This is a genomic window from Amycolatopsis lurida, assembly GCF_900105055.1.
GTDB classification, from domain to species: domain Bacteria; phylum Actinomycetota; class Actinomycetes; order Mycobacteriales; family Pseudonocardiaceae; genus Amycolatopsis; species Amycolatopsis lurida.
Map to the genome: position 1 here is coordinate 4378107 of NZ_FNTA01000004.1, position 20419 is coordinate 4398525.

The window sequence follows — 20419 nt, forward strand, 5'->3', positions numbered from 1 at the left end:
CCACCTTTCCGCTTGACAGCGCGCATCGCGCGTGAAGGCCCCCTTCCCTCGGCTCAGCCGAGGGAAGGGGGCCTTCACGGGAAAAGTGGTTCAGCAGCGGTTGAGCATGTCCGTCAGCGCGGTCTTCTCCGCGGACTTGATGCTCAGCTTGTACTTGTATTTCACAGTGGTCCACATCTTCGCGTAGGTGCACCAGTAGCCGACGGTCGGCGGCTTCCAGGCGTCCGGCGACTTGTCGCCCTTCTCCTGGTTGACGTTGTCGGTGACGGCGATCAGCTGCGGCGCGCTGAGGTCGTTCGCGAACGCCTGCCGCTGCGCGGTGGTCCACGACGACGCCCCGGTGCGCCACGCGGCGGCCAGCGGAACGACGTGGTCGATGTCCACATCGGACGCCGCGGTCCACGTGGCGCCGTCGTACGGGCTGAACCAGCTGCCGGAGACGGCGGCGCAACTGCTGTCCTGCTGCACGTTCGTGCCGTCCCGCTTCAGCACGACCTCGCGGGTGTTGCAGCTGTTGCCCTGATCGGACCAGTGCGGGAACTTGTCGCGGCTGTACCCGGTCGACGAACCGTCCGGCTTGACGGTCAGCGCGGCGAGCTGGGTCTTGGCGGTGTCGGCCGACGGGATGCCAGGGGGCGTCGCTTCGGCGACGCCGACCACGCCCGCCGAGACGATGGCCGAGACGGCGAGAACGGTGAAGGAGCGACGAACAGCAAGCGCAGTTGGCATATTGCTGCCTCCGTGTCAGGTTTGGGGACCTGGTCACCTTGCGGTACGGATATGGCCCACGCAACACCATCGGATGACACTCTGCTGGCTGTTCGTGAACGGAGGGTGTCACGAGCAGGTAGGACAGGGTGGACGCGCCCGAAAAATCTTCGGAAAGTCCAGCTGAAGGTTCTGGGCCGAACGGGCTAGTCGGTGTCGCTAGTCCAGCCCACGGACCAGCCGGAGGTCCTCCGTGTGCCGGTACCAGGTCCACCGGCTCATCGCGCGTGGATGGGCGACGCCGTCGATGCTCGGCCGGGTCGGGATGCAGCCGAGCTGGAACGCCCGCGCGTAATGCGTCGAAGGCCGTTTGAACAGCGTCCCCTTGGTCACCCGCACCATCATTCCGGGGCCGCTCGTGTCCGGCTCGACCTCGATCGAGCGCGCGGGCCCGCGCAGCACGGTGTGTTCGTCGCAGTAGGCCACCCCGCGGATCATCCCGATCACCCCGCGCCCGACCAGTACCCCGCCGGTGTCGTCGCGGATCAGCGGCACCGGGTCGACCTCGCCACGCAGAGCGAGTGAGAGGGCACGCAGCGGCTGCGTCGGCAGGCTCCAGATGCGGGCGACGTCGGAGTCCGGCGACGATGGCACGAAACCGAGCGACACGCCCGAGAGCTGTTCTTTTCGTAACAGCCGCAGCGCGACGGCCGCGAGGTCCGCGTCGGTGCCCGCGACCACCAAGTGATCGTGTTCCCCCAGCAAGGGGTCGATATCCGCCTTGCCGGGGCGGCTCGGGACGTGCACCATTTCGACGTCGTCGATCTCCGGGAGTGTGGGCTCGCCCTCGGGACAGACCACCACTATTCCGCGCACCCGAAGGCCCTCCGTTACGCTCATGCACCGGCATTTACCAGCGCCAAACCACAAGTCGCCGAACACCTGGAGTGTCACATGCCGGCCATCGTGCTGATCGGGGCCCAATGGGGGGACGAGGGCAAGGGCAAGGCCACCGACCTGCTCGGCGACCGCGTCCAGTGGATCGTGCGTTACCAAGGCGGTAACAACGCGGGCCACACCGTAGTCCTTCCCGACGGGCAGAACTTCGCCCTCCACCTCATCCCGTCCGGGATCCTCACGCCGGGCGTCACCAACGTCATCGGCAACGGCGTCGTCATCGACCCGGGCGTGCTGCTCGACGAGCTCGCCGGGCTGGAGGAACGCGACGTCGACACCAGCAAGCTGCTGATCTCCGCCGACGCGCATTTGATCATGCCGTACCACGTGGAGATCGATAAGGTCACCGAGCGTTACCTCGGCAGCCGCAAGATCGGCACCACCGGCCGCGGCATCGGCCCCTGCTACCAGGACAAGATCGCCCGCGTCGGCGTCCGCGTGCAGGACCTGCTCGACGAGAAGATCTTCCGGCAGAAGGTCGAGTCGGCACTGGAGTTCAAGAACCAGGTGCTGGTCAAGGTCTACAACCGCAAGGCGCTGGACGCGAACCAGGTCGCCGACGAGGTGCTGGCCGCGGGCGAGAAGTTCGCGCACCGCATCGCCGACACGCGCCTGCAGCTCAACCAGGCCCTCGAACGCGGCGAGACCGTGCTGCTCGAAGGCTCGCAGGGCACCCTGCTCGACGTCGACCACGGCACCTACCCGTTCGTGACGTCGTCGAACCCGACCTCCGGCGGCGCGAGCGCGGGTTCGGGCATCGGCCCCGGCAAGATCGACACCGTGCTGGGCATCCTCAAGGCCTACACCACGCGTGTCGGCTCCGGCCCGTTCCCGACCGAGCTGGACGACGAGTCCGGCGAGTACCTGCGCAAGCAGGGCGGCGAGTTCGGCGTCACCACCGGCCGCTCGCGGCGCACCGGCTGGTTCGACGCGGTCATCGCGCGCTACGCGGTGCGGGTCAACGGCATCACCGACTACTTCCTCACCAAGCTGGACGTGCTGTCCGGCCTGGAGAAGGTGCCGGTGTGCGTCGGCTACGAGGTCGACGGCTTCCGTACCTACGACATGCCGATGACGCAGACCGACGTGCACCACGCGCTGCCGATCTACGAAGAGCTGCCGGGCTGGTTCGAGGACATCTCGGGCTGCCGCACCTTCGAAGAGCTGCCTGCCAACGCGCGTGCCTACGTCGAGCGGCTCGAAGAGCTCTCGGGCGCGCGGATCTCGGCGATCGGCGTCGGTCCGGGCCGGGAGCAGACGATCGTGCGGCACGAGTTCGTCTGACCTCGTGAGTGGCTAGGACGGTTCTAACCGTCCTAGCCACTCACGACTCAGGCGAGCGAGGTCTTCACCGGCGTCGGGTTCCGGAACAGGTCCAGCACCGGGCAGTGCTCGTCCACCTGCCGCTTCAGGTCCTCGTAGACCTCCGCCCCCGCGGGCCCGCTCAGCTCGACCGAAACGCGTACGTCGCCGAAGCCGGGGCGAGTCTCCGAGAACCCGAAGAACCCGTGCAGGTCGATGTCACCGTCCACGGTCACCTTCACCCCTTCGAGCGGCACGCCGAGCTTCGCCGCCCAGAACTGATAGGTGATCACCTGGCACGAGCCCAGCGCGGCGAGCGCGTATTCGACCGGGTTCGCCGCGGTGTCGGTGCCACCGAGGGCGGCGGGCTCGTCGACGGCGAACGAGTGGTCGCGCACCCGCACGTCCACCTGCGTCGCGGTTCCGGGGTTCAAGGCGTTGGCGACGCTGAACGAGACGGCGGCGTTGCGGGGGTCGGCGTCGACGGCGGTCTTGGTTCCTTCGATGACATCGGTCAGCGACATCGGGCCACTCCAGGATCGGGGATTCGGACGCCGCCCAGGGTGGGGCAACACCGCGAACCGCGCGCGTGATCTCAGTCCGTGAACAGCGAAATATCCTTTCGACAGCGCGGTTAGCGTTGAACATGACCATCGGAGTGGCACTCCCGTCCGGGGACACCGCGGACGCCGTCAACATCGTCGACGAACTCATCACGCAGACCCGGCAAGCCGCCGACGCGGGCCTGACGTCGGTCTGGTTCTCCCAGCAGATGGAGCACGACGCGATCACCGTCGCCGCCCTCGCTGGCCGCGCCGTCCCGGGAATCGCCGTCGGGACCGGTGTCGTCCCGATCTACCCGCGGCATCCTTTGCTGATCACCGGTCTCGCGCAGACGGCGCAGGCCGCCACCGGGGGCCGGTTCGTCCTCGGTCTCGGAACCGGCGCCAAGAACTGGCTCGAACCGGCGTACGGCGTCGAGTACCCGTCGCCGATCAAACACCTTCGCGAGTACCTCACGATCCTTCGGCAGGTCCTCGACGGCGGCGAAGTCGATTTCCACGGCGAGACGGTCCGGGCACACGCCAAGGGCTTCGCGGCTTCGCTGTCTGTCGCTGGGTCTTCGGACATCCCGGTGATCATCGCGGCGATGGGACGGCAGGCGCTGCGCGTCACCGGCGAACTCGCCGACGGCACGATCCCCTTCCTCGCCGGGCCCAAAGCCCTCTCCGGGCTGATCGTCCCGGAGATCACCAAGGCCGCCGCCGGCCGCCCGGCGCCGCGGATCATCGCGATGGTCCCGGTCGTCGTGACCGACGATCCCGATGCCGTCCGGGCCCAGGTCGACCGGCAGTACGCGTTCTTCCGCGACATCCCCTCCTATCGCGCGATCTTCGACCTCCAAGGCGTCGATTCCGCCGGTGAGCTGGTGATCGCCGGGGACGAGGAGACCGTCGCGGCCGAAATCCGGCGGTACTTCGACGCCGGGGCGACCGAGGTCGTCGCGACGCAGAGTGGCATCCGGAACGCGGAAGAGCGGCTTCGCACCTGGAGCGTCCTCGGAGACCTCGTCAAGCGCTGAACCCGCACGCCGGGAAAGGGGCGTTCAGGACATTCATCGTCCTGAACGCCCCTTTCATGACATTCAGGGGCCAGTGGCCTTGCTCACAGCGTTCGTATTGTGCATACTCGTGCGCATAGCGAACACAGCTGGAGGTTCTCGATGTCCCCTGCCGCGGCCCGTTCGTGGGTGGTCCCACTCGCCTGGACGGCGGTACTGCTCGACGGATTCGACCTGGTCGTCCTGGGTACGGTGCTGCCCGCGCTCCTCCGTGACCACGTCTGGGGCCTGACGCCCGGCACGGCGTCGGTGATCTCGACGTTCGGCCTGATCGGCATGATGATCGGCGCGATGGCGATCGGCACGATCACCGACGTCATCGGCCGTCGCAAGGCGCTGATCATCGCGGTCACGGCCTTCTCGGCGTTCACCGCCCTCTGCGCGATCTCGCCGTCGGCGTTCGTCTTCGGTCTGCTGCGCTTCCTCGCCGGGCTCGGCCTCGGCGGCTGTCTGCCGACGGCGATCGCGCTGGTCACCGAGTACGCCCGCAAGGGGAAGGGCGGCAGCGCGACCACCACGGTGATGACCGGCTACCACGTCGGCGCGGTGCTCACGGCCCTGCTCGGCATCTGGCTGATCCAGCCGCTCGGCTGGCGGGCGATGTTCATCGCCGGTGCGCTGCCCGCGCTCGTGCTGGTGCCCCTGATGATCAAGTACCTGCCGGAATCCGAGTCCTTCGAGCGGGCGCGGGAGACGCAGGAGAAGTCGGCGACACAGGTCGTCGGCGGGCTGTTCCGCGGCGGGCTCCTGCGCGCCACCATCGCGTTCTGGGTGACGTCGTTCATGGGGCTGCTGCTGGTTTACGGGCTCAACACCTGGCTGCCGGAGATCATGCGCCAGGCCGGATATCCGCTGGGTGCGGCGCTCGGGCTGCTGCTGACGCTGAACCTCGGCGGCGTCGTCGGCCTTCTCGTCGCGGGCCGGGTGGCGGACAAGGCCGGCGTGCGGCCGGCGGTGATCTTCTGGTTCCTCGGGGCGGCGGTGTTCCTGGCCCTGCTGAGCGTGAAGCTGCCTGCCGCGGGCCTGTACGCGGCCGTGTTCCTCACTGGCGGTTTCGTGTTCAGCGCGCAGGTGCTCGTGTACGCCTACATCGGCAAGACGTACCCGGATGCCATGCGTGCCACGGGAATCGGCTGGGCGGCGGGTGTCGGCCGGGTCGGCGCGATCAGCGGCCCGATCCTCGGCGGTGCACTGCTGACCGCCGGGGTCGCCTACCCGTGGGGTTTCTACGCCTTCGCCGGAGTCGGGGCGTTGGGAGCGGCCGCGGTGACCGGAGTCCCCGCCGGCCGCTCCCGGGAAGGCGCCGCTACCCCAGTTCCTTGAGTTCCTTTTCCACCGCGGCGAGTTCCTCCTCGGAACCCTGCACCTTCGGACCCGTGAACCACTTGCGCGCCGAGGCGAACCACCACACCGCCGCACCACCGAGCACGACGAGGAAGGCGATAGGCGTGTAGTTGAAACTGTCGATGGTGACCGGTGATCCCTGCGGGAGCATGAACAGCACGAAGATGAAGCACACCCAGACCGTCGCGACGGCCCCGATGAGCTTCCCCCAGCGGCCGAGGTTCCATGGTCCGGGTTCGAAATCGTCACCCTTGCGCACCCGCAGGAACACCGGGATCACATAGGCCACGTAAAGGCCGACGACGGCGATCGAGGTCACCGCCGCGTAGGCGGTCGCGCTCCACAGGTACGGCAGGGCGAGCAGGAGCGCGCCGCCCGCGGCCAGCCACACCGCGTTGGTGGGCGTCTGGGTGCGCTTGTTGATGCGGTGCCAGAGCTTCGAACCCGGGATCGCGCCGTCGCGAGCGAAGGCGTAGATCATTCGCGAGTTCGCGGTCACCGACGCCATCCCGCAGAACAACTGCGCGCCGATGCAGATCAGCAGCAGGAACTTGCCGGTCGTCGCGCCGGTCGCGTCGATGAAGATCTGCGCGGGCGGCACCCCGGTTGCGGAGCCGGCGGCGCCCTCGTAGTCCTGGATGGCGAAGGTGAGGCCGATCAGCAGGATCCAGCCGGCGACCAGGGAGACGAGGATCGAGTTGATGATCCCCCGCGGTCCGGCCTTCGCCGCGTTCTTGGTCTCTTCGGTCATATGGGCCGAGGCGTCGTATCCGGTGAGTGTGTACTGCGCGAGCAGGAGGCCCAGTAAGAAGACGTAGACGGGCGATGCCCAGCCGGTGTTGTTCACGAACTCGCCGAAGACGAACGACGCGTCCTGGTGGTTCTCGGGAACGATGATCAGCACCCCGACGATGACCAGCACACCCGCGAGATGCCACCACACGCTGATGCTGTTCAGCAGTGCGACGATCTTGACGCCGAAGGTGTTCAGCAGCCCGTGGATCACGAGGATGATCGCCAGCAGCAGGATCGTGTGGCCCGGCGTCGCCTCGAAACCGAACTGCAGGTCGAGGAAGGCGTTGAGGAACAACGCCGCCCCGAAATCGATCCCCGCGGTGACGGCGATCTGCCCGATGAGGTTGAACCAGCCGGTGAACCACGACCACGCCGCGCCGTTGCGCGGGGCGAGCTTCGCCGCCCAGTAGTAGAGGCCGCCCGCGGTCGGGTAGCTGGAGCAGACCTCGGCCATGCCCAGCCCGACCAGGATGACGAAGAGGCCGACCAGCGGCCAGCCCCAGATCATCGCGGCGGGCCCGCCGGTCTTCATGCCGAACCCGTAGAGGGTCAGGCAACCGGAGAGGATCGAAATGATCGTGAAGGAGACGGCGAAGTTGGAGAACGCCGACATCGTGCGCCGGAGTTCCTGCGCGTAACCGAGTTGGTGGAGCCGGGCACTGTCTTCGTCGGCGGGTTCTGCGGCCTGCTTGTCAGAGACATCCATCGGGCACCCACTTAAAAGGTATGCGGACAGACCATTGAGATTCGCCGAAATTAGGCCCGCCGACCTGCGCATGTCAAGGTCCCGTCAAGAAACCCGTCCCCTCCGGACGCCATGAACGGTCCGGTGACGCGGGCACTGTGTGGATTTCCGGTCATCCAACGCCCCAAAATCCACACAGTCGGCGTCCCGGCCGCCCCGCCCGCTACAGGTGACCCGAGTACATGAAGGCCCCCTTCCTTGCGCCTAACGCAAGGAAGGGGGCCTTCATGTACTCGGGGGTCAGCGACCTCGAAAAGCTCAGCGCCCCCGGAACGCCTTCACGGCCTCCAGTGCCGTGTCCGGGTGGTCCGCGAAGTACCCGTCGACACCCGCCTTGAGGAACGCCTCCTGCTCGGCGAACGCGTTGCCGTACTCGGCGAGGTTCGCCGACGAGCGCAGGCTCTGCGGGAGGAAGTTGTTCTCGTTGCGGAACGTGTACGGCCCGACCTTCAGACCGGCCTGGTGCGCGTCGGCGACGAGCTTGGTCGGCTGTCCCAGCGCGCCGTTCACCACCGGGATGACCTGCGCCTTCTCCGGGCCCAGGTAGTCCGCGTACTTCGAGATCTCCTTCAGTCCCGCCGGCGTCACGAGGTCGGCGTATGTCCGCGGGTCGCCCTTCGCGACGAAGTCGGCCGGAGCGCCGGTCGCCGAGGTCAGCTGCAGCAGCGGCACCCGCACCTGACGCGAGAGCGCGATCAGGTTCGACACCTCGAACGACTGGATGATCACCGGCGCCTTCGGGTGGTTGAGCCCGTTGCGCTTGATCAGCTCGACCAGCTTCGGCTCGGTCGGGTTCTTGATGGAGGAGAAGTAGGTCGAGTGCTTGATCTCCGGGTACGTCCCCAGTTCGCGGCGCAGTTCGCGGCCCAGCCGGCGCGTCAGGTCGATCACCTCCTGATAGGTGGCGATCTGGTAGCGGCCGTCGTAGATCCTGTTGTTCGGCCGCAACTGCGGGATCCGCTCGGTCGCGCGCAGGGTCTTCAGCTCGGCGAGCGTGAAGTCCTCGGTGAACCAGCCGGTGAACGACGTGCCGTCGATGATCTTCGTCGTCTTCCGGTTCGCGAACTCGGGGTGCTTCGCGACGTCGGTGGTCCCGCCGATCTCGTTCTCGTGCCGGGCGACGAGCTGGCCGTCCTTGGTGGGCACGAGGTCGACGTCGACCCAGTCGACGCCCTGGCGGTAGGCGAGCTCATACGAGGCGAGCGTGTGCTCCGGGCGGTAGCCGGGGGCGCCGCGGTGTCCGACGATCACCGGCCCATCGTGGCCCTTCGCCAGCGCCGACACATCTTGGGCGCTCGGCTCGGCAGCGCCCGCCAGCCCTGTGACGCTGAGTACGGCGAGTCCGGACAGGGCGAGCACGCCCAGGCGCTTTCGCATGGTGGGGAACCTCTTTCGCTTGAACTCGGGGTACCGCGCAACCCTTGACGCAGGAGGCGTCCGCCCGGCGAAGACGGACCGGCGGAGCGCTGACCGCCGGGTGAACGCCGGATGGAACCACCCGCTCGAGGACGGCGACGTGTTCGGGGCTCACCGGCCCGGTTACCCTGTGCGTCGTGCGCGTACTGGTAATCGGGTCCGGCGCCCGTGAGCATGCACTTGTCCTCGCGGTCGCGGAAGACCCTTCCGTCACCGCACTGGCCTGTGCCCCGGGCAACGCCGGCACCGCCGCGGTGGCCGAGCAACTCGGCGTGGACGCGGCCGACCCCGAGTCCGTCTCCGCCCTCGCCAAGCAGTGGCAGGCGGATCTGGTGGTGGTCGGTCCCGAGGTCCCGCTGGTGGCCGGTGTCGCCGACGCGGTCCGGAAGGCGGGCATCGCCTGCTTCGGCCCGTCCGCGTCCGCGGCCAGGATCGAGGGTTCGAAGGCATTCGCCAAGGACGTCATGGCGGCCGCGAAGGTGCCGACGGCGCACTGCGAGGTCGTCGACAATCCGGCCCGCCTCGATGCCGCGCTCGGCCGTTTCGGCCCCACTTGGGTGGTCAAGGACGACGGCCTCGCCGCGGGCAAGGGCGTCGTGGTCACCACGGACGTCGACGTCGCGCGCAAGCACGCCCTGATGCTGCTCGACGGCGGGCACCCGGTACTCCTGGAGTCCTTCCTCGACGGCCCGGAGGCCTCTCTCTTCTGCTTCGTCGACGGCCGCACGGTCGTCCCGTTGCTGCCCGCGCAGGACTTCAAGCGCGTCGGCGACGGCGACGCGGGCCCGAACACCGGCGGCATGGGCGCGTACGCCCCGTTGCCGTGGGCGCCCAAGGACCTGGTCGACGACGTCGTCGCCCGCATCGTGCAGCCCGTGGTCGACGAGCTCGACAACCGCGGCGCCACCTTCTCCGGCCTGCTCTACGCCGGTCTCGCGCTGACTTCCGAGGGCCCGCAGGTCATCGAGTTCAACTGCCGCTTCGGCGACCCGGAGACCCAGGTCGTCCTGGCGCTGCTGCGCAGCCCGCTCGGCAAGGTCCTGCACGCGACGGCGACCGGCAAGCTCGCCGAGCTGCCGCCGCTGGAGTGGGATTCCGGCGCGGCGGTCACCGTCGTGCTCGCCGCGGACGGCTATCCCGGCAAGCCGAGGACCGGCGACGTCATCACCGGTGGCGAGCTCGAAGGCGTGCTCCACGCCGGCACCCGCCGCCGTGACGACGGTGCGGTGGTCTCCTCCGGCGGCCGCGTGCTGTCGGTGGTCGGCACCGGCAAGAACCTGAAGGCCGCCCGCAAGGACGCCTACGCGACGGTCGAGAAGGTCCACCTGGCCGGCTCCCACCACCGGACCGACATCGCCCTGCTCGCCGCCAAGGGAGAGATCGCCACCCCGGTCTCGTGAATTCCGGCCGGAACCGCTCGGGCGACCGCTGCGTCTAACCCGGTATTTCCTGAGAAGCTTAGGCGCTCGATACATCGGCGTTGGTAGCCTCGACAGGCGAACGGTCACCGTGCGTGTTTCCAAGGGGTGGGGAATGGCAGCATCGAGCAAGGTCCAGGACCTCACGTCGGCGGTCCCGACGCCACCGTCGGTGGCCGACATCAGAGTCGATCCGTCGAAGCTGCTCGAAGTCGCGAAGATCGTCGAAGAGCAGGTCGACGCGTTGCAGGACAAGCTCATGACGCGGCTCGACCAGCTGCGTATCGACACTCCGGCCAACGACACCGTGAGCGTCCACGCGACCAGCGTCTGGAACGAGCTCGTGGCGGACGGCGACCAGTCGTACGCCGCGCAGGTCCGGGCGTACGTGGCCGGTCTGCGGGGCCTGGTCAACCAGCTCCGCACGGCGGCCAAGGAGTACAAGACCAGTGATGCGGACAAGGCCGCCGCGTTCGGGGACCGTGGTGTACACCGGGCGTAGGCCTCGTGTGCTGGTGACCGGCGGGGTGCTCACCCTCGCGCTGGCCGGATGCGCCACGGACACGGGCGGGCAGGCGTTCCCCGACGAACCGGCGCTGGCCTCGGTCACGCAGGGCGCCAAGGCGTCGGCGCTGCCCGCCAGGCCCGCCGAACTGAGCCTGCAGGGCGTCGATCCGTGCGCGCTGCTCACCGATCCGCAGCTCGACCAGCTCAAGATCAACAGCAAACCGCGCGCGGCCGCGGAACCGATCGACGGCCCGACCTGTGTCCTCGATTCGGACGCCGCGCAACCCTTCCACAGCTATTACGTCCGCACGATCACCGCGGATGTCGACGAGTGGTTCACCGGCAAGCGCCGCAAGAACAGCATGACGACGGAACCGACGGCGGTCGGCGGGTTCCCCGCCCTCAAGAACCACCGTGACGCCGGCACACCGGGCGACTGCGAAACGCTCGTCGGTGTCGCTCAGGGACAGACGCTGGCGGTGCGGGCGGTCGCCGTCACCGCCGGCGCGTTTACCATGCCGCGGCTGTGCGAGATGTCCGCGCAGGCGGCCGATTCGGCTTTGCAGACCTTGAAAGCACGCAACTAGGGAGGGCGGCGTGAACGTTTCCGACCTCGCGGGCAGGCTCCGCGATCTTCGGTTCGACGGCTACACCGACACCGGGATCGCGACCGAGATCGAACGCTTCCGCAGCGGTGACGGCACCGGCAGCATCGGTATCGCCGTCGACGCGTTGAAATCCGTCGCGGGCGCGCTCGCGGACACCGACAAGACGCTGCGCGACGAGCTGGGCAAGCTCGGCGTGGAATGGCAGAGCGAGGCCGGTGGTGCCGCCGGTCAGGTGTTCACCGAGCAGGCGGGCTTCTCGCAGGACGCCAACTCGAAGGTCTCGCATTCCGCGGAGATGATCTTCGCCCAGGGTGAGGCCTTCAACCGGACCCTGCACAAGCTCCCGGATCCGGAAGTGGTCCGGAAGGGCGCCGGCGGCCTGACCATCGGTGACGTCGTCCTGAGCCTCATCGGGTTCGAGACCGACCACGCCAAGAGCGTCAGCGCCGCGAACAACGCGCGGGCGCAGGCGCAGGAGGCGTTGAACGACTACGCGAAGACGAGCGGCGAGAACCTGCTGTCGACCGGCACCCTGGCCGACCCCCAGGCGATGAACCTGACCCAGACCACGACGGCCGCCGGAATGGGTGGCGGTTCCGCCCCGCTCGACCTGGCGGGCACGGCCACGGACCTGACCCCGGACGGCAGCGTGCGGCCCGCGTCGGCCGCCGTCGAATCGAAGTACGTGCCGCCGGTCGCGCAGCCCATCGGTAACCCGAAGGCGCCGTCTTACGACGCGCCGACCCCGGCCTACGGCGTCGCCATGGGCGGCGGGACCGCCCGCAAAACCGGTGCGTCGGCGCCGCACGCCGGGGCCACGGCTCCCGCGGCCGCCGCGCCGACGGTGCCGTCCGGCACGTCGAGGCCCGCTCCCGCGCCGGGCGCCGGCTGGGTGACGCCGAACCGGCCGTCCCCGCAGCCCGAACAGGGCAAACCTTCGTATCCGGGCACCGGCTCGCCGACCTCGCCGCCGTTCGTCCCGCCGGGCGCGCCGAACACCCCGAACATCCCGAACGTCCCGCCGGGTCAGTCCACCGGCAGCGCGCCGCCGAACAGCACCACGTCGGCGCAGCCGGTCGGCAAGTCGTTCGGCACCGGCCCCGGTGTCGACGGCGCTCTCGGCAAGGGCCCCGGCTCCAGCTCCGGACCGGGTGTCTTCGGCAACATCGGCGGTGGCGCGGGTGGCGACCAGGCGCTCGGCAAGGGCCGCTCGGTCGGCTCCGGACCGCAGGCGCCGATGGCGCCCGGCAACGAATCCGGCCGCGGTTTCCCCGCCGTCCCGAAGATCACCGGCCCGGCCGCGGGCGATCTGGGCGCGGGTGCCGCTGCGCTCGGCGCCGGTGTCGCCGGTGGTGCGCTGAGCGGCGACAAGGAACGCGACCGCCGTCCCCGCCAGGAAGGCGGCGTGAAGCCGACCCGTCAGCTCCCGATCGGTGAGCTTCCCGAAGAGGAAGCCATGCGACGCTCCGAGAAGATCGGTGCGAAGCAGCCGAAGCCCGAGTCGAAGTTCATGGAGCGCGCGGCCACCCAGGACGTCGAGGAGGACGCGGAGCACATCAGGCGTTACGGCGTCGACGACAAGGACCTGTTCACCGACGAGCGGCTGGTGTCGCCGGACGTGATCGGTGACCACGGCAACTCCGAAGCGCGCTGAACCTGTGCCGAACGACAACGGCAGCCTGGTGCTGTCCGCACTCGAGTTCGAAATGCTCTGGGAAGCCGAAAGGCTGCCCAGCCGTCATGCCGCACTCGACGTGCCGAGCCCCGGAACGACCCACACGGAGCGGGCGGCGCTGATCGAAGAGGCCTGGGAATCCCTGCGCGCGCGAGGTCTCGCGCGGGGACACCAGGCCTCGGGCGAACTGGTCGACATGCTCAACCTGTTCGCCCACCCCCGGGTCGCGATCGACGTCTGGGTGTGGACCGATCGCGAGATCAAGGGCCAGGCGGTGAGCGTCGGCAACCAGGCGTTGCTCGGCGTGATCGACTCCGGCCAGGTGTGGTTGATCCCCGCCAGGGAGAGCTCCCTCGCCGAAGCCGCGGTCTCGGTCACGGGTGATCTCGGTCCCGGCGTCGGCCAGTCGATCAGCATCCCGCACGACGTCCTCGTCCAGGCCGACGCCGCCGCCCGCGGTGACGCGAAGGCACTGGTCACCGCGCTGGAAGACCTGGACGTGCCCCTCTGGCAGGCCCAGGAGGTGGCGGGCATGCTGCTCGGCCAGGAGGCGCGCGGCCAGTTCGGTGTCGAACGCGCGGGCCGGGACGGCCGCCCCCGGCGCGCTGACAGCGTGGTCGCGTTCTACGACACGGACGCGGGCCGGTACCTGTTCCAGGTCGCGCGGAACCGGGACGGGCGGGATTGGGCGACCATCACCCCGGCGGACAACCAGTTGCTGGCGACCCGGATCCGGGAAGTCGCCGATTTCTGATTCGCCCGATTATCGGCGGGGTGGAAGTTGGCGTGGATGCGCACACTACGTGTTGCCGAGGTCTTAAAGTATGCGCGGGAACCGTCCTGACCGGCCGCGCGTCTGATCGGGCGGATACGAGTTTTTCCGTGAAGGGGATGACGAACCGTGCCTGTGTACGACCCGGAATCCATGGGGATCGCCGCCGGTCAGGTGGAGAAGCTCAAGGACGAGTTCGAGAAGACCAAAAAAGGCGTCACCGGGATGGATGACGAGAAGGAAAGCCCCTTCGGCGGAGTGGACGAGCACGGGGACGCGAAGGGCGCGGTCGGCAAGTTCAAGCAAGGGGTCCACAACGAATTCGATTCGGCCGGTCAGCTGATGGAGGCCACGGCCTTCGTGCTGCGAAAGGCGGCAGGCCTGATCAAGGAGACCGAAGCGGTCCACGTGGACAACCTGAAGGTGCACGGAGATCTGTGACGATTCGCCAGGCCGGGGGCCAGGGAACAAGGGGGCTTGAGCAGTGGGGTTGAACGGTGTCGGCGCCGGGGTGCCGGACGGCTGGGGCGAACTGGTCAAGAAGGCCGAACAGATCGAAAAGGTCAATCTGGCCGCCATTCAGAACGCGTCGAAGCAGTTCAAGACGGCCGCTGACAACGCGGGTGATCACAGCGCGGCGTTGTCCAACTCGACCCAAGCGCTGAACGGCGGGGTCTGGGCCGGGCCCGCCGCGGACGCCTTCTTCGAGTACGTCAAGTCGATCACCAAGGCCGGGAAGAACGTCGAAGAGCAGTTGGGCAAGGTCGTCGACGACCTCGACCGGGTCCACGCCGACCTCGGCAACATCAAGACCCAGGTCGCCGACGCCTACAAGGGCGCCGAGGAAGCGATCAACAAGCGGAACACCCAGGCGGAGACGGACAAGAACGCGGCGATCCAGGCCGCCGCGCAGGCCGAGAAGGATCACAAGCCGGCGCCGAGCCCTTCGGCCGCCGAGATCATCCAGAAGGCCAAGACCGACATCAACAAGATCGCCAGCGATGCCGACACCCGGGTCAAGGGCCTGCTCGACCAGGCCAACCAGATGATCCAGAAGTCGCAAGAGCTGATGAAGAAGGACATCGAGGGCGGCTACTCGAAGGTCCCGATGCCCGGTAAGGACGGCTCCGTCCCGAAGCGCACCGGCGGTCTCCACGCCGGAGGCGGTGGCGGCGGTGGGGGAGGCGGCGGTGGCGGTGGGGGCGGCGGCCTCGGCCCGAGCGGTGGCCCGCCGTCGACGACACCGCCGGGCAACGTCCAGCAGTGGATCCAGGAGGCCATCAAGATCCTGCAGGCCAACGGGATCCCGGTGACCGAGGCGGACATCCAGAAGATCTGGACGATCATCGAGAAGGAGTCCGGCGGCAACCCCAACGCCATCAACAACTGGGACTCCAATGCGGCGAAGGGCACGCCGTCCAAGGGGTTGATGCAGTGCATCGACCCGACCTTCAACGCGCACAAGCTTCCCGGGCACGACGACATCTACAACCCGGTGGACAACATCATCGCGGGCGTCCGGTACACGTTCTCGCGGTACGGCGGCTTCGAGGGGCACCCAGGGCTGAAGTCCATGGCGGGTGGCGGCGGATACCAGGGCTACTAGCGGCCTCGTGAGTGGTAAGGACGGTTAGAACCGTCCTTACCACTCACGAGCCCTGTCCCGGCCCTGGCCGATCCACGTGACCGAATGGCCGCCACGCGTGATCCGCCGGACGGCACGCGTGATCCGATGGACGACACGCGTGACTGGACGGACGACACGCTCGCGGCCGTATCGCGTCGCGTGTCGTCCGGGCAATCACACGTGCCGTCCGTCCAGTCACGGGTGTCGGCCCTCCAATCACGCGAGTCCCTGGGCGTCGTGTCGCGAAAGCCTCTTTCGGGACATCAGGCGTCGCGAAAGTGGCTTTCGCGACACGCCATCGGGGCCCGACGCTCCCGAGCAGTCAGTAATCCTTGAGTGCCAGGCCGTTCGCCGCCTCCGTCAGTGGCCGCATGGCCGCCTTCATCACCCGGTCCCGGAGCGGAAGGTAAGGCAGCAGCCGCATCGACTGGATCTGCTTCCACTGCCGAAACCGCGTCTGCTTCTTCTGGTTCAGCGAAGCCAGTGCTTGGTTCTGGCGCACGAAAGGCCGCATTTCCCTTTCGTAGGAAGCGAAAGCGGCGCGGTGGTCGAGCGAAGCGGCCAGTGAACCGGCGAGTACATAGGCTCCGACGAGCGCCAAACTGGTGCCCTGTCCCGAAAGTGGCGAAGGGCCGTAGCCCGCATCGCCGACCAGCGCGACGCGTCCGTCGGTGAACCGGTCCATCCGGATCTGGGTCATGGAGTCGAAGTACAGCTCACTCGACTCCATTTCCCGCAGCAGTCGCGGCACTTCCCAGCCGTGGCCCAGGAATCGGTCGGCGATCAGCTTTCGGTGCTGCTCGACGTCCGAGCGGTCGTAGTCGAGTTCCGGCGACTGGAAGCCGAGCATCGCCCGCGCCTCGGTGTTCTTTCGGGCGCTGTACAGCCCGGCCAGCTTTCCCGGGGTCATGTGGAAGATCTGCCAGCGGTCCAGATCGAGGAAGTTCGGCACGGTGAACACCGCGAGATAGGTGTCCAGGTAGTGCGAAAACTGTTTCTCCGCCCCGAAAACGAGCGATCGCACGGCCGAGTGCTGGCCGTCCGCGCCGACGACGAGATCGAAATCCCGCGTCTCACCGCGAGCGAAGGTGACCCGGACGCCGTCGGCCCGCTGCGCGATCCCGGTGATCCGGTCCCCGTAGACGTACTCGACGCCTTCCTGGGCGACCGACGCCAGTGTGTCGGTGAGGTCGTCCCGCAGGATCTCGACGTCCTCGCTGTCGGTGAGCCCGCCGGTCAGCGTGTGGTCGGTGACCCTCACGAGGGTCTTGCCCGCGCCGTTCACGAACGACATCCCGCGCATGTCGGTGCTCAGCTCCCGGAGGCGCCCGAGCACCCCCATCCGGTCGACGACGCCGAGCGCCGTCCCGCGGATGTCGACCGCGTGCCCGCCGACGCGGGGCGCTGGGGCCCGCTCGACGACCGTCGGCGCGAAACCGTGGCGCCGCAGCCAGTACGCCAGCGTCGTACCGGCGATTCCCGCTCCCGAAATCAGGACCTGCCGCATGTTCCACTCCTTGTGTACGGTGTTGTGAAGCACTGCGTACAACGTATGGACGTCAACCCTGAGCCCCAGGAAAAAGCGCGGAAAATCCCTAATGCACTAGTGCGGTTAGGCTAGTGCGGGAGTGGTGACGGGGCCAGGTGCACTACGGCAGGGAGTCGACCATGACCGATCCGCCCTATCTGCGGATCGCCGCCGAGATCCGCCACCGGATCACCTCCGGTGAGCTGCGCGAGGGCGACAAGGTCCCGTCGACGCGCCGGATCATCGCCGAATGGGGCGTCGCGATGGCGACCGCGACGAAGGTGCTCGCCACGCTGAAGCGGGACGGCCTGGTCGTCGCCAAACCCGGCGCGGGCACGGTCGTCGCGAGCCGCGCCCGGAGGCCTGCGCCGAGAACCGAGGCGGAGCTGTCACGCGAGCGGGTGGTGAAGGCCGCGATCCGGATCGCGGACGCCGAGGGCATCCGCGCGCTCTCGATGCGCCGCGTCGCTTCCGGCCTCGGTGTCGCGACGATGGCGCTTTACCGCCATGTCACCGCGAAGGAGGAGCTGATCCTCGAGATGGCGGACAGGGCCCTCGGCGAAATCCGCTTCCCACCCGAACCGCCTCCCGGCTGGCGGGCCCAGCTGGAGCTGATGGCGAGGGCACAGTGGGCGCTGTTCCGGCGACATCCCTGGCTCGCGCAGGCGCTCTCGATCACCCGGCCGCAACCACTGCCGAACCTGCTCGCCCACGCGGACTGGGCGACCCGGGCACTCGACGGCCACGGCCTCCCGGCGTCGACGATCATGTACGCGCACATCACGATCTTCAACCACGTACGCGGCATCGCCCTCAGCTTCGAGGCCGAAGCCGACACCGAATCCGGGACGGCGGTCTCGGCCGACGCCTGGCTGGCGGAGCACGAGCCGATCCTCTGGGACCTGGTCTCCGGCGGTCGTTTCCCGAACTTCGCCGGCGTCGTCTCGCGCGCCCCGTTCGACTACGACCTCGACACGCTCTTCGAGTTCGGCCTCCAACGACTCCTCGACGGGTTCTCGGTCCTCATCGCGAAGGCAAGTTAGCCTCACCCGCATGTCCTTCCCCGGTCCCGCAGCACGTTCCGCCGTCCCGCCGTTCCACGTCATGGACGTCCTATCGGCCGCGCAGGCGCGGCAGCGCAGTCACGGGGACCTGGTCCCGCTGCTCGCGGGGCAGCCGTCCGCACCGGCGCCGCAGCCTGTCCTCGAAGCGGCGCAGCGGGCGCTGAAGGACAGCAACCTCGGCTACACCGAGCAACTCGGCATCCCGGAACTGCGCGAGGCCGTCGCGGAGCACTACAACCGCACCTACCCGGTCGACGTGAGCCCGCAGGACGTCATCATGACGACCGGTTCCTCCGGCGGTTTCCTGCTCTCCTTCCTCAGCGCCTTCGAGGCGGGCGACCGGGTCGCGATGGCGCGTCCCGGCTATCCGGCCTACCGAAACCTGTTGAAGGTGCTCGGTTGCGAGGTCGTCGAGTTCTCCACCGGGGCCGAGACGAACTTCCAGCCGACCGTCGCGCTGCTCGACGAACTGGGGCCGATCAAGGGGCTGATCGTGGCCAGCCCGAGCAATCCCACCGGTACCGTCCTGCCGCCGGGTGAACTGGCGGCGATCAGCGGCTGGTGCGCGTCCCACGGCGTGCAGCTGATCAGCGACGAGATCTACCACGGGATCTCCTACGGCGCCGGGCTCGATTGCGCCTGGCAGTACGGCGACGAGGCGCTCGTCCTCGGCTCGTTCTCCAAGTACTTCGCCATGACCGGCTGGCGGCTCGGCTGGATGCTCGCGCCCCAGCGGCTGCATCGCGCGATCGACGTCCTGACCGGCAACTTCACCATCTGCCCGCCCGCGGTCTCCCAGCACGCCGCGGTCGCCGCGTTCACCCCGGAGGCGTACGCGGAGGCCAACGGCCACGTCGAGCGCTACCGGGCCAACCGCGACGTGCTCTTCGCCGGCCTCAAGAGCATCGGCATCGACAAGCTCGCGCCGGCCGAAGGCGCCTTCTACGCCTACGCCGACGTCTCCGCGTACACGAACGACAGCCTCAGCTGGTGCCAGCGGCTCCTCGCCGACACTGGTGTCGCGATCGCTCCCGGGATCGACTTCGACCCGGTCGACGGCGGGCGGTTCGTGAGGTTCTCCTTCGCGGGTTCGCGCGAGCACATCGACGAAGGGGTCCGCAGGCTCGGCGACTGGCTCGCCCGCTCTCAGGGGGAACCCGGAAATCACCCTGAACGTTAGGCAGAACGAAGGCGATCTCGAGCTCCGCCTGACAACCTGGACTCACCGGGCCCGCATGGGCACGGTGAGGCAATCGGAGGATGCCATGTTCTGGAAGATCGTCGGCGGGCTGATCCTGGCTTGGGTGGCCTTCATGGTGCTCGGATCCGTGCTCGGTTTCCTCGTGAAGGCCGTCTTTTGGATCGCCGTCATCGGCGGTGCGGTCTTCCTCGGCACGGCCGCGTACGGCGCCATCAAGGGCAAGGGCACCCCGAAGCAGCTGCGCCGCTAAGGCTTACGCGCCACCCCGCCGAGCGACGTGAAGTTCACGGGCGAAAGCGGGGTGAAGCGCGGCCCGTCCGGCCACCACAGATGCGGATACGTCAGGCCGGGCTCCACGAGATCGAGTCCCTCGAATAAGGACGCGATCTCCTCGCGCGTCCGGTACAGTGTGTCCAGCCCCGTGCCGTTGAAGCGCTTCTCGAGCGACGTCGCGACGTCGGCCGCTTCGGTGCCGTCGGCGGGGTTATGCTGATGCAGTAGTGCGACGAACGAGCCCGGAGCCAGCGCGTCGACATAGGCGCGGACGATCTTCCGCGCCTCGTCGAGATCCTGGACGTGGTGGACGATCGCGCACAGGATCAGCCCGACCGGCCGGTCGAACTCCAGCCGGTGGGTGCGGGCGAGCCCCTCGATGACCTCGGCCGGTTCGGTCAGGTCGGCGGCCGTCATATGCGCGAAGTCGTTCGCCGCGAGCAGCGCGCGGCCGTGGGCCTGGACCACCGGATCCCGGTCGACGTAGACGACCTGGGCCTCGGGGTTGTACCGCTGCGCGACCTGGTGCGTGTTGTCCATGGTCGGGAAGCCGGAGCCGAGGTCGAGGAACTGGTCGATGCCTTCCCGGTCGGTCAGGTAGCGCACGGTCCGGACCAGCCAGTGCCGGACCTCCTTGGCCATGGCCCGCGCGTCCGGCGAGATCTCCAGGATCTGGCGCAGCGCCACCCGGTCGGCCTCGTAGTTGTCCTGGCCGCCCATCAGTGCGTCGAAGACCCGCGCGATGCTCGGCCGGTCGAAATCGACGGGCACGAACGGGCGTTGGTCCGCGGACATGGGCACCTACCGGGGGTGAATCGGTTTGGACTGGTTCAGCGTAGGTCATCCGCTTCACCGCGC

The 20419-nt window shown here is 68.4% G+C and carries 20 protein-coding genes; 13 read left to right on the forward strand and 7 right to left on the reverse strand.

Annotation, left to right across the window (positions count from 1 at the left end; all coding sequences use genetic code 11):
- Positions 1-90 precede the first annotated feature (90 nt).
- Both BLW75_RS25905 and BLW75_RS25910 read right to left on the reverse strand, forming a co-directional pair.
- Positions 91-729 (reverse strand): GmrSD restriction endonuclease domain-containing protein, encoded by a 639-nt coding sequence (locus tag BLW75_RS25905; RefSeq protein WP_034312478.1) that lies wholly within the window; start codon positions 727-729, stop codon positions 91-93.
- Positions 730-927: 198 nt separating this feature from the next.
- Positions 928-1608: a hypothetical protein gene (locus BLW75_RS25910; protein WP_370641828.1), complete on the reverse strand. Its 681-nt coding sequence runs from the start codon at positions 1606-1608 to the stop codon at positions 928-930.
- Between the two features lie 54 nt (positions 1609-1662).
- Here BLW75_RS25910 and BLW75_RS25915 point away from each other — a divergent pair, with 54 nt between their 5' ends.
- Positions 1663-2949 carry an adenylosuccinate synthase gene (locus BLW75_RS25915; RefSeq protein WP_034312482.1) on the forward strand — a complete coding sequence of 429 codons (1287 nt, stop codon included), beginning with the start codon at positions 1663-1665 and terminating at the stop codon, positions 2947-2949.
- Between the two features lie 47 nt (positions 2950-2996).
- Here BLW75_RS25915 and BLW75_RS25920 read toward each other — a convergent pair whose 3' ends face one another.
- Positions 2997-3491: an OsmC family protein gene (locus BLW75_RS25920; protein WP_034312484.1), complete on the reverse strand. Its 495-nt coding sequence runs from the start codon at positions 3489-3491 to the stop codon at positions 2997-2999.
- Between the two features lie 122 nt (positions 3492-3613).
- On the opposite strand from BLW75_RS25920, the gene BLW75_RS25925 reads away from it, so the two are divergent.
- Positions 3614-4549 (forward strand): LLM class F420-dependent oxidoreductase, encoded by a 936-nt coding sequence (locus tag BLW75_RS25925; protein WP_034312486.1) that lies wholly within the window; start codon positions 3614-3616, stop codon positions 4547-4549.
- A gap of 141 nt (positions 4550-4690) precedes the next feature.
- Positions 4691-5911, forward strand: a complete 1221-nt coding sequence (locus BLW75_RS25930; RefSeq protein ID WP_034312489.1) for an MFS transporter — start codon at positions 4691-4693, stop codon at positions 5909-5911.
- Here the strand turns inward: BLW75_RS25930 and BLW75_RS25935 are convergent.
- Together BLW75_RS25935 and BLW75_RS25940 are read right to left on the reverse strand one after the other, a co-directional pair.
- Positions 5895-7433 carry an amino acid permease gene (locus tag BLW75_RS25935; RefSeq protein ID WP_034312490.1) on the reverse strand — a complete coding sequence of 513 codons (1539 nt, stop codon included), beginning with the start codon at positions 7431-7433 and terminating at the stop codon, positions 5895-5897. The two genes, BLW75_RS25930 and BLW75_RS25935, sit on opposite strands and share 17 nt — an antisense overlap.
- Before the next feature lie 297 nt (positions 7434-7730).
- Complete coding sequence (locus BLW75_RS25940; RefSeq protein ID WP_034312493.1) at positions 7731-8849, reverse strand: glycerophosphodiester phosphodiesterase; 1119 nt, start codon at positions 8847-8849, stop codon at positions 7731-7733.
- Positions 8850-9025: 176 nt separating this feature from the next.
- Between BLW75_RS25940 and purD the strand changes: the two genes are divergently transcribed.
- The 7 genes from purD (at position 9026) to BLW75_RS25975 (ending at position 15474) form a co-directional block, all read left to right on the forward strand.
- Positions 9026-10288, forward strand: coding sequence for a phosphoribosylamine--glycine ligase (gene purD, locus BLW75_RS25945; RefSeq protein ID WP_034312495.1), 1263 nt, complete (start codon positions 9026-9028; stop codon positions 10286-10288).
- A gap of 133 nt (positions 10289-10421) precedes the next feature.
- Positions 10422-10808: a PE domain-containing protein gene (locus BLW75_RS25950; RefSeq protein WP_034312497.1), complete on the forward strand. Its 387-nt coding sequence runs from the start codon at positions 10422-10424 to the stop codon at positions 10806-10808.
- On the forward strand, positions 10759-11400 hold the full coding sequence (locus BLW75_RS25955) for a DUF3558 domain-containing protein (RefSeq protein ID WP_241783616.1): 642 nt from the start codon (positions 10759-10761) through the stop codon (positions 11398-11400). The genes BLW75_RS25950 and BLW75_RS25955 overlap by 50 nt, the downstream gene beginning before the upstream one ends.
- 10 nt (positions 11401-11410) lie before the next feature.
- Positions 11411-13075, forward strand: coding sequence for a hypothetical protein (locus tag BLW75_RS25960; RefSeq protein WP_034312502.1), 1665 nt, complete (start codon positions 11411-11413; stop codon positions 13073-13075).
- 4 nt (positions 13076-13079) lie between these two features.
- Positions 13080-13850: an ESX secretion-associated protein EspG gene (locus BLW75_RS25965; protein ID WP_034312503.1), complete on the forward strand. Its 771-nt coding sequence runs from the start codon at positions 13080-13082 to the stop codon at positions 13848-13850.
- A gap of 147 nt (positions 13851-13997) precedes the next feature.
- A complete protein-coding gene (locus tag BLW75_RS25970; protein WP_034312505.1) occupies positions 13998-14309 on the forward strand; it encodes a hypothetical protein in 312 nt (103 codons plus the stop codon).
- A gap of 43 nt (positions 14310-14352) precedes the next feature.
- Positions 14353-15474 (forward strand): transglycosylase SLT domain-containing protein, encoded by a 1122-nt coding sequence (locus tag BLW75_RS25975; RefSeq protein ID WP_034312508.1) that lies wholly within the window; start codon positions 14353-14355, stop codon positions 15472-15474.
- A gap of 343 nt (positions 15475-15817) precedes the next feature.
- On the opposite strand, the gene BLW75_RS25980 is transcribed toward BLW75_RS25975, so the two are convergent.
- On the reverse strand, positions 15818-17002 hold the full coding sequence (locus BLW75_RS25980; protein ID WP_034312509.1) for an FAD-dependent monooxygenase: 1185 nt from the start codon (positions 17000-17002) through the stop codon (positions 15818-15820).
- A gap of 161 nt (positions 17003-17163) precedes the next feature.
- Here BLW75_RS25980 and BLW75_RS25985 point away from each other — a divergent pair, with 161 nt between their 5' ends.
- The 3 genes from BLW75_RS25985 (at position 17164) to BLW75_RS25995 (ending at position 19538) form a co-directional block, all read left to right on the forward strand.
- Entirely contained in the window at positions 17164-18066 is a 903-nt protein-coding gene (locus BLW75_RS25985) for a TetR/AcrR family transcriptional regulator C-terminal domain-containing protein (RefSeq protein WP_034312655.1), read from the forward strand.
- A 10-nt stretch (positions 18067-18076) separates the two neighbouring features.
- A complete protein-coding gene (locus BLW75_RS25990) occupies positions 18077-19267 on the forward strand; it encodes a pyridoxal phosphate-dependent aminotransferase (RefSeq protein ID WP_034312511.1) in 1191 nt (396 codons plus the stop codon).
- An 85-nt stretch (positions 19268-19352) separates the two neighbouring features.
- Positions 19353-19538, forward strand: coding sequence for a hypothetical protein (locus BLW75_RS25995; protein ID WP_007032516.1), 186 nt, complete (start codon positions 19353-19355; stop codon positions 19536-19538).
- On the opposite strand, the gene BLW75_RS26000 is transcribed toward BLW75_RS25995, so the two are convergent.
- Positions 19535-20356, reverse strand: coding sequence for an SAM-dependent methyltransferase (locus BLW75_RS26000; RefSeq protein WP_034312514.1), 822 nt, complete (start codon positions 20354-20356; stop codon positions 19535-19537). The genes BLW75_RS25995 and BLW75_RS26000 overlap by 4 nt on opposite strands.
- Positions 20357-20419 lie beyond the last annotated feature (63 nt).

What these genes read in the sequence shown, in the direction of transcription:
- BLW75_RS25990 (WP_034312511.1), top strand. Translation starts at nt 18,077, where the DNA reads ATGTCCTTCCCCGGTCCCGCAGCACGTTCCGCCGTCCCGCCGTTCCAC.
- BLW75_RS25930 (WP_034312489.1), top strand. Translation starts at nt 4,691, where the DNA reads ATGTCCCCTGCCGCGGCCCGTTCGTGGGTGGTCCCACTCGCCTGGACG.
- BLW75_RS25935 (WP_034312490.1), bottom strand. Translation starts at nt 7,433, where the DNA reads ATGGATGTCTCTGACAAGCAGGCCGCAGAACCCGCCGACGAAGACAGT.
- BLW75_RS25980 (WP_034312509.1), bottom strand. Translation starts at nt 17,002, where the DNA reads ATGCGGCAGGTCCTGATTTCGGGAGCGGGAATCGCCGGTACGACGCTG.
- BLW75_RS25920 (WP_034312484.1), bottom strand. Translation starts at nt 3,491, where the DNA reads ATGTCGCTGACCGATGTCATCGAAGGAACCAAGACCGCCGTCGACGCC.
- BLW75_RS25915 (WP_034312482.1), top strand. Translation starts at nt 1,663, where the DNA reads ATGCCGGCCATCGTGCTGATCGGGGCCCAATGGGGGGACGAGGGCAAG.
- BLW75_RS25950 (WP_034312497.1), top strand. Translation starts at nt 10,422, where the DNA reads ATGGCAGCATCGAGCAAGGTCCAGGACCTCACGTCGGCGGTCCCGACG.
- BLW75_RS25985 (WP_034312655.1), top strand. Translation starts at nt 17,164, where the DNA reads ATGACCGATCCGCCCTATCTGCGGATCGCCGCCGAGATCCGCCACCGG.
- BLW75_RS25955 (WP_241783616.1), top strand. Translation starts at nt 10,759, where the DNA reads ATGCGGACAAGGCCGCCGCGTTCGGGGACCGTGGTGTACACCGGGCGT.
- BLW75_RS25995 (WP_007032516.1), top strand. Translation starts at nt 19,353, where the DNA reads ATGTTCTGGAAGATCGTCGGCGGGCTGATCCTGGCTTGGGTGGCCTTC.
- BLW75_RS25910 (WP_370641828.1), bottom strand. Translation starts at nt 1,608, where the DNA reads ATGAGCGTAACGGAGGGCCTTCGGGTGCGCGGAATAGTGGTGGTCTGT.
- BLW75_RS26000 (WP_034312514.1), bottom strand. Translation starts at nt 20,356, where the DNA reads ATGTCCGCGGACCAACGCCCGTTCGTGCCCGTCGATTTCGACCGGCCG.
- BLW75_RS25925 (WP_034312486.1), top strand. Translation starts at nt 3,614, where the DNA reads ATGACCATCGGAGTGGCACTCCCGTCCGGGGACACCGCGGACGCCGTC.
- BLW75_RS25940 (WP_034312493.1), bottom strand. Translation starts at nt 8,849, where the DNA reads ATGCGAAAGCGCCTGGGCGTGCTCGCCCTGTCCGGACTCGCCGTACTC.
- BLW75_RS25905 (WP_034312478.1), bottom strand. Translation starts at nt 729, where the DNA reads ATGCCAACTGCGCTTGCTGTTCGTCGCTCCTTCACCGTTCTCGCCGTC.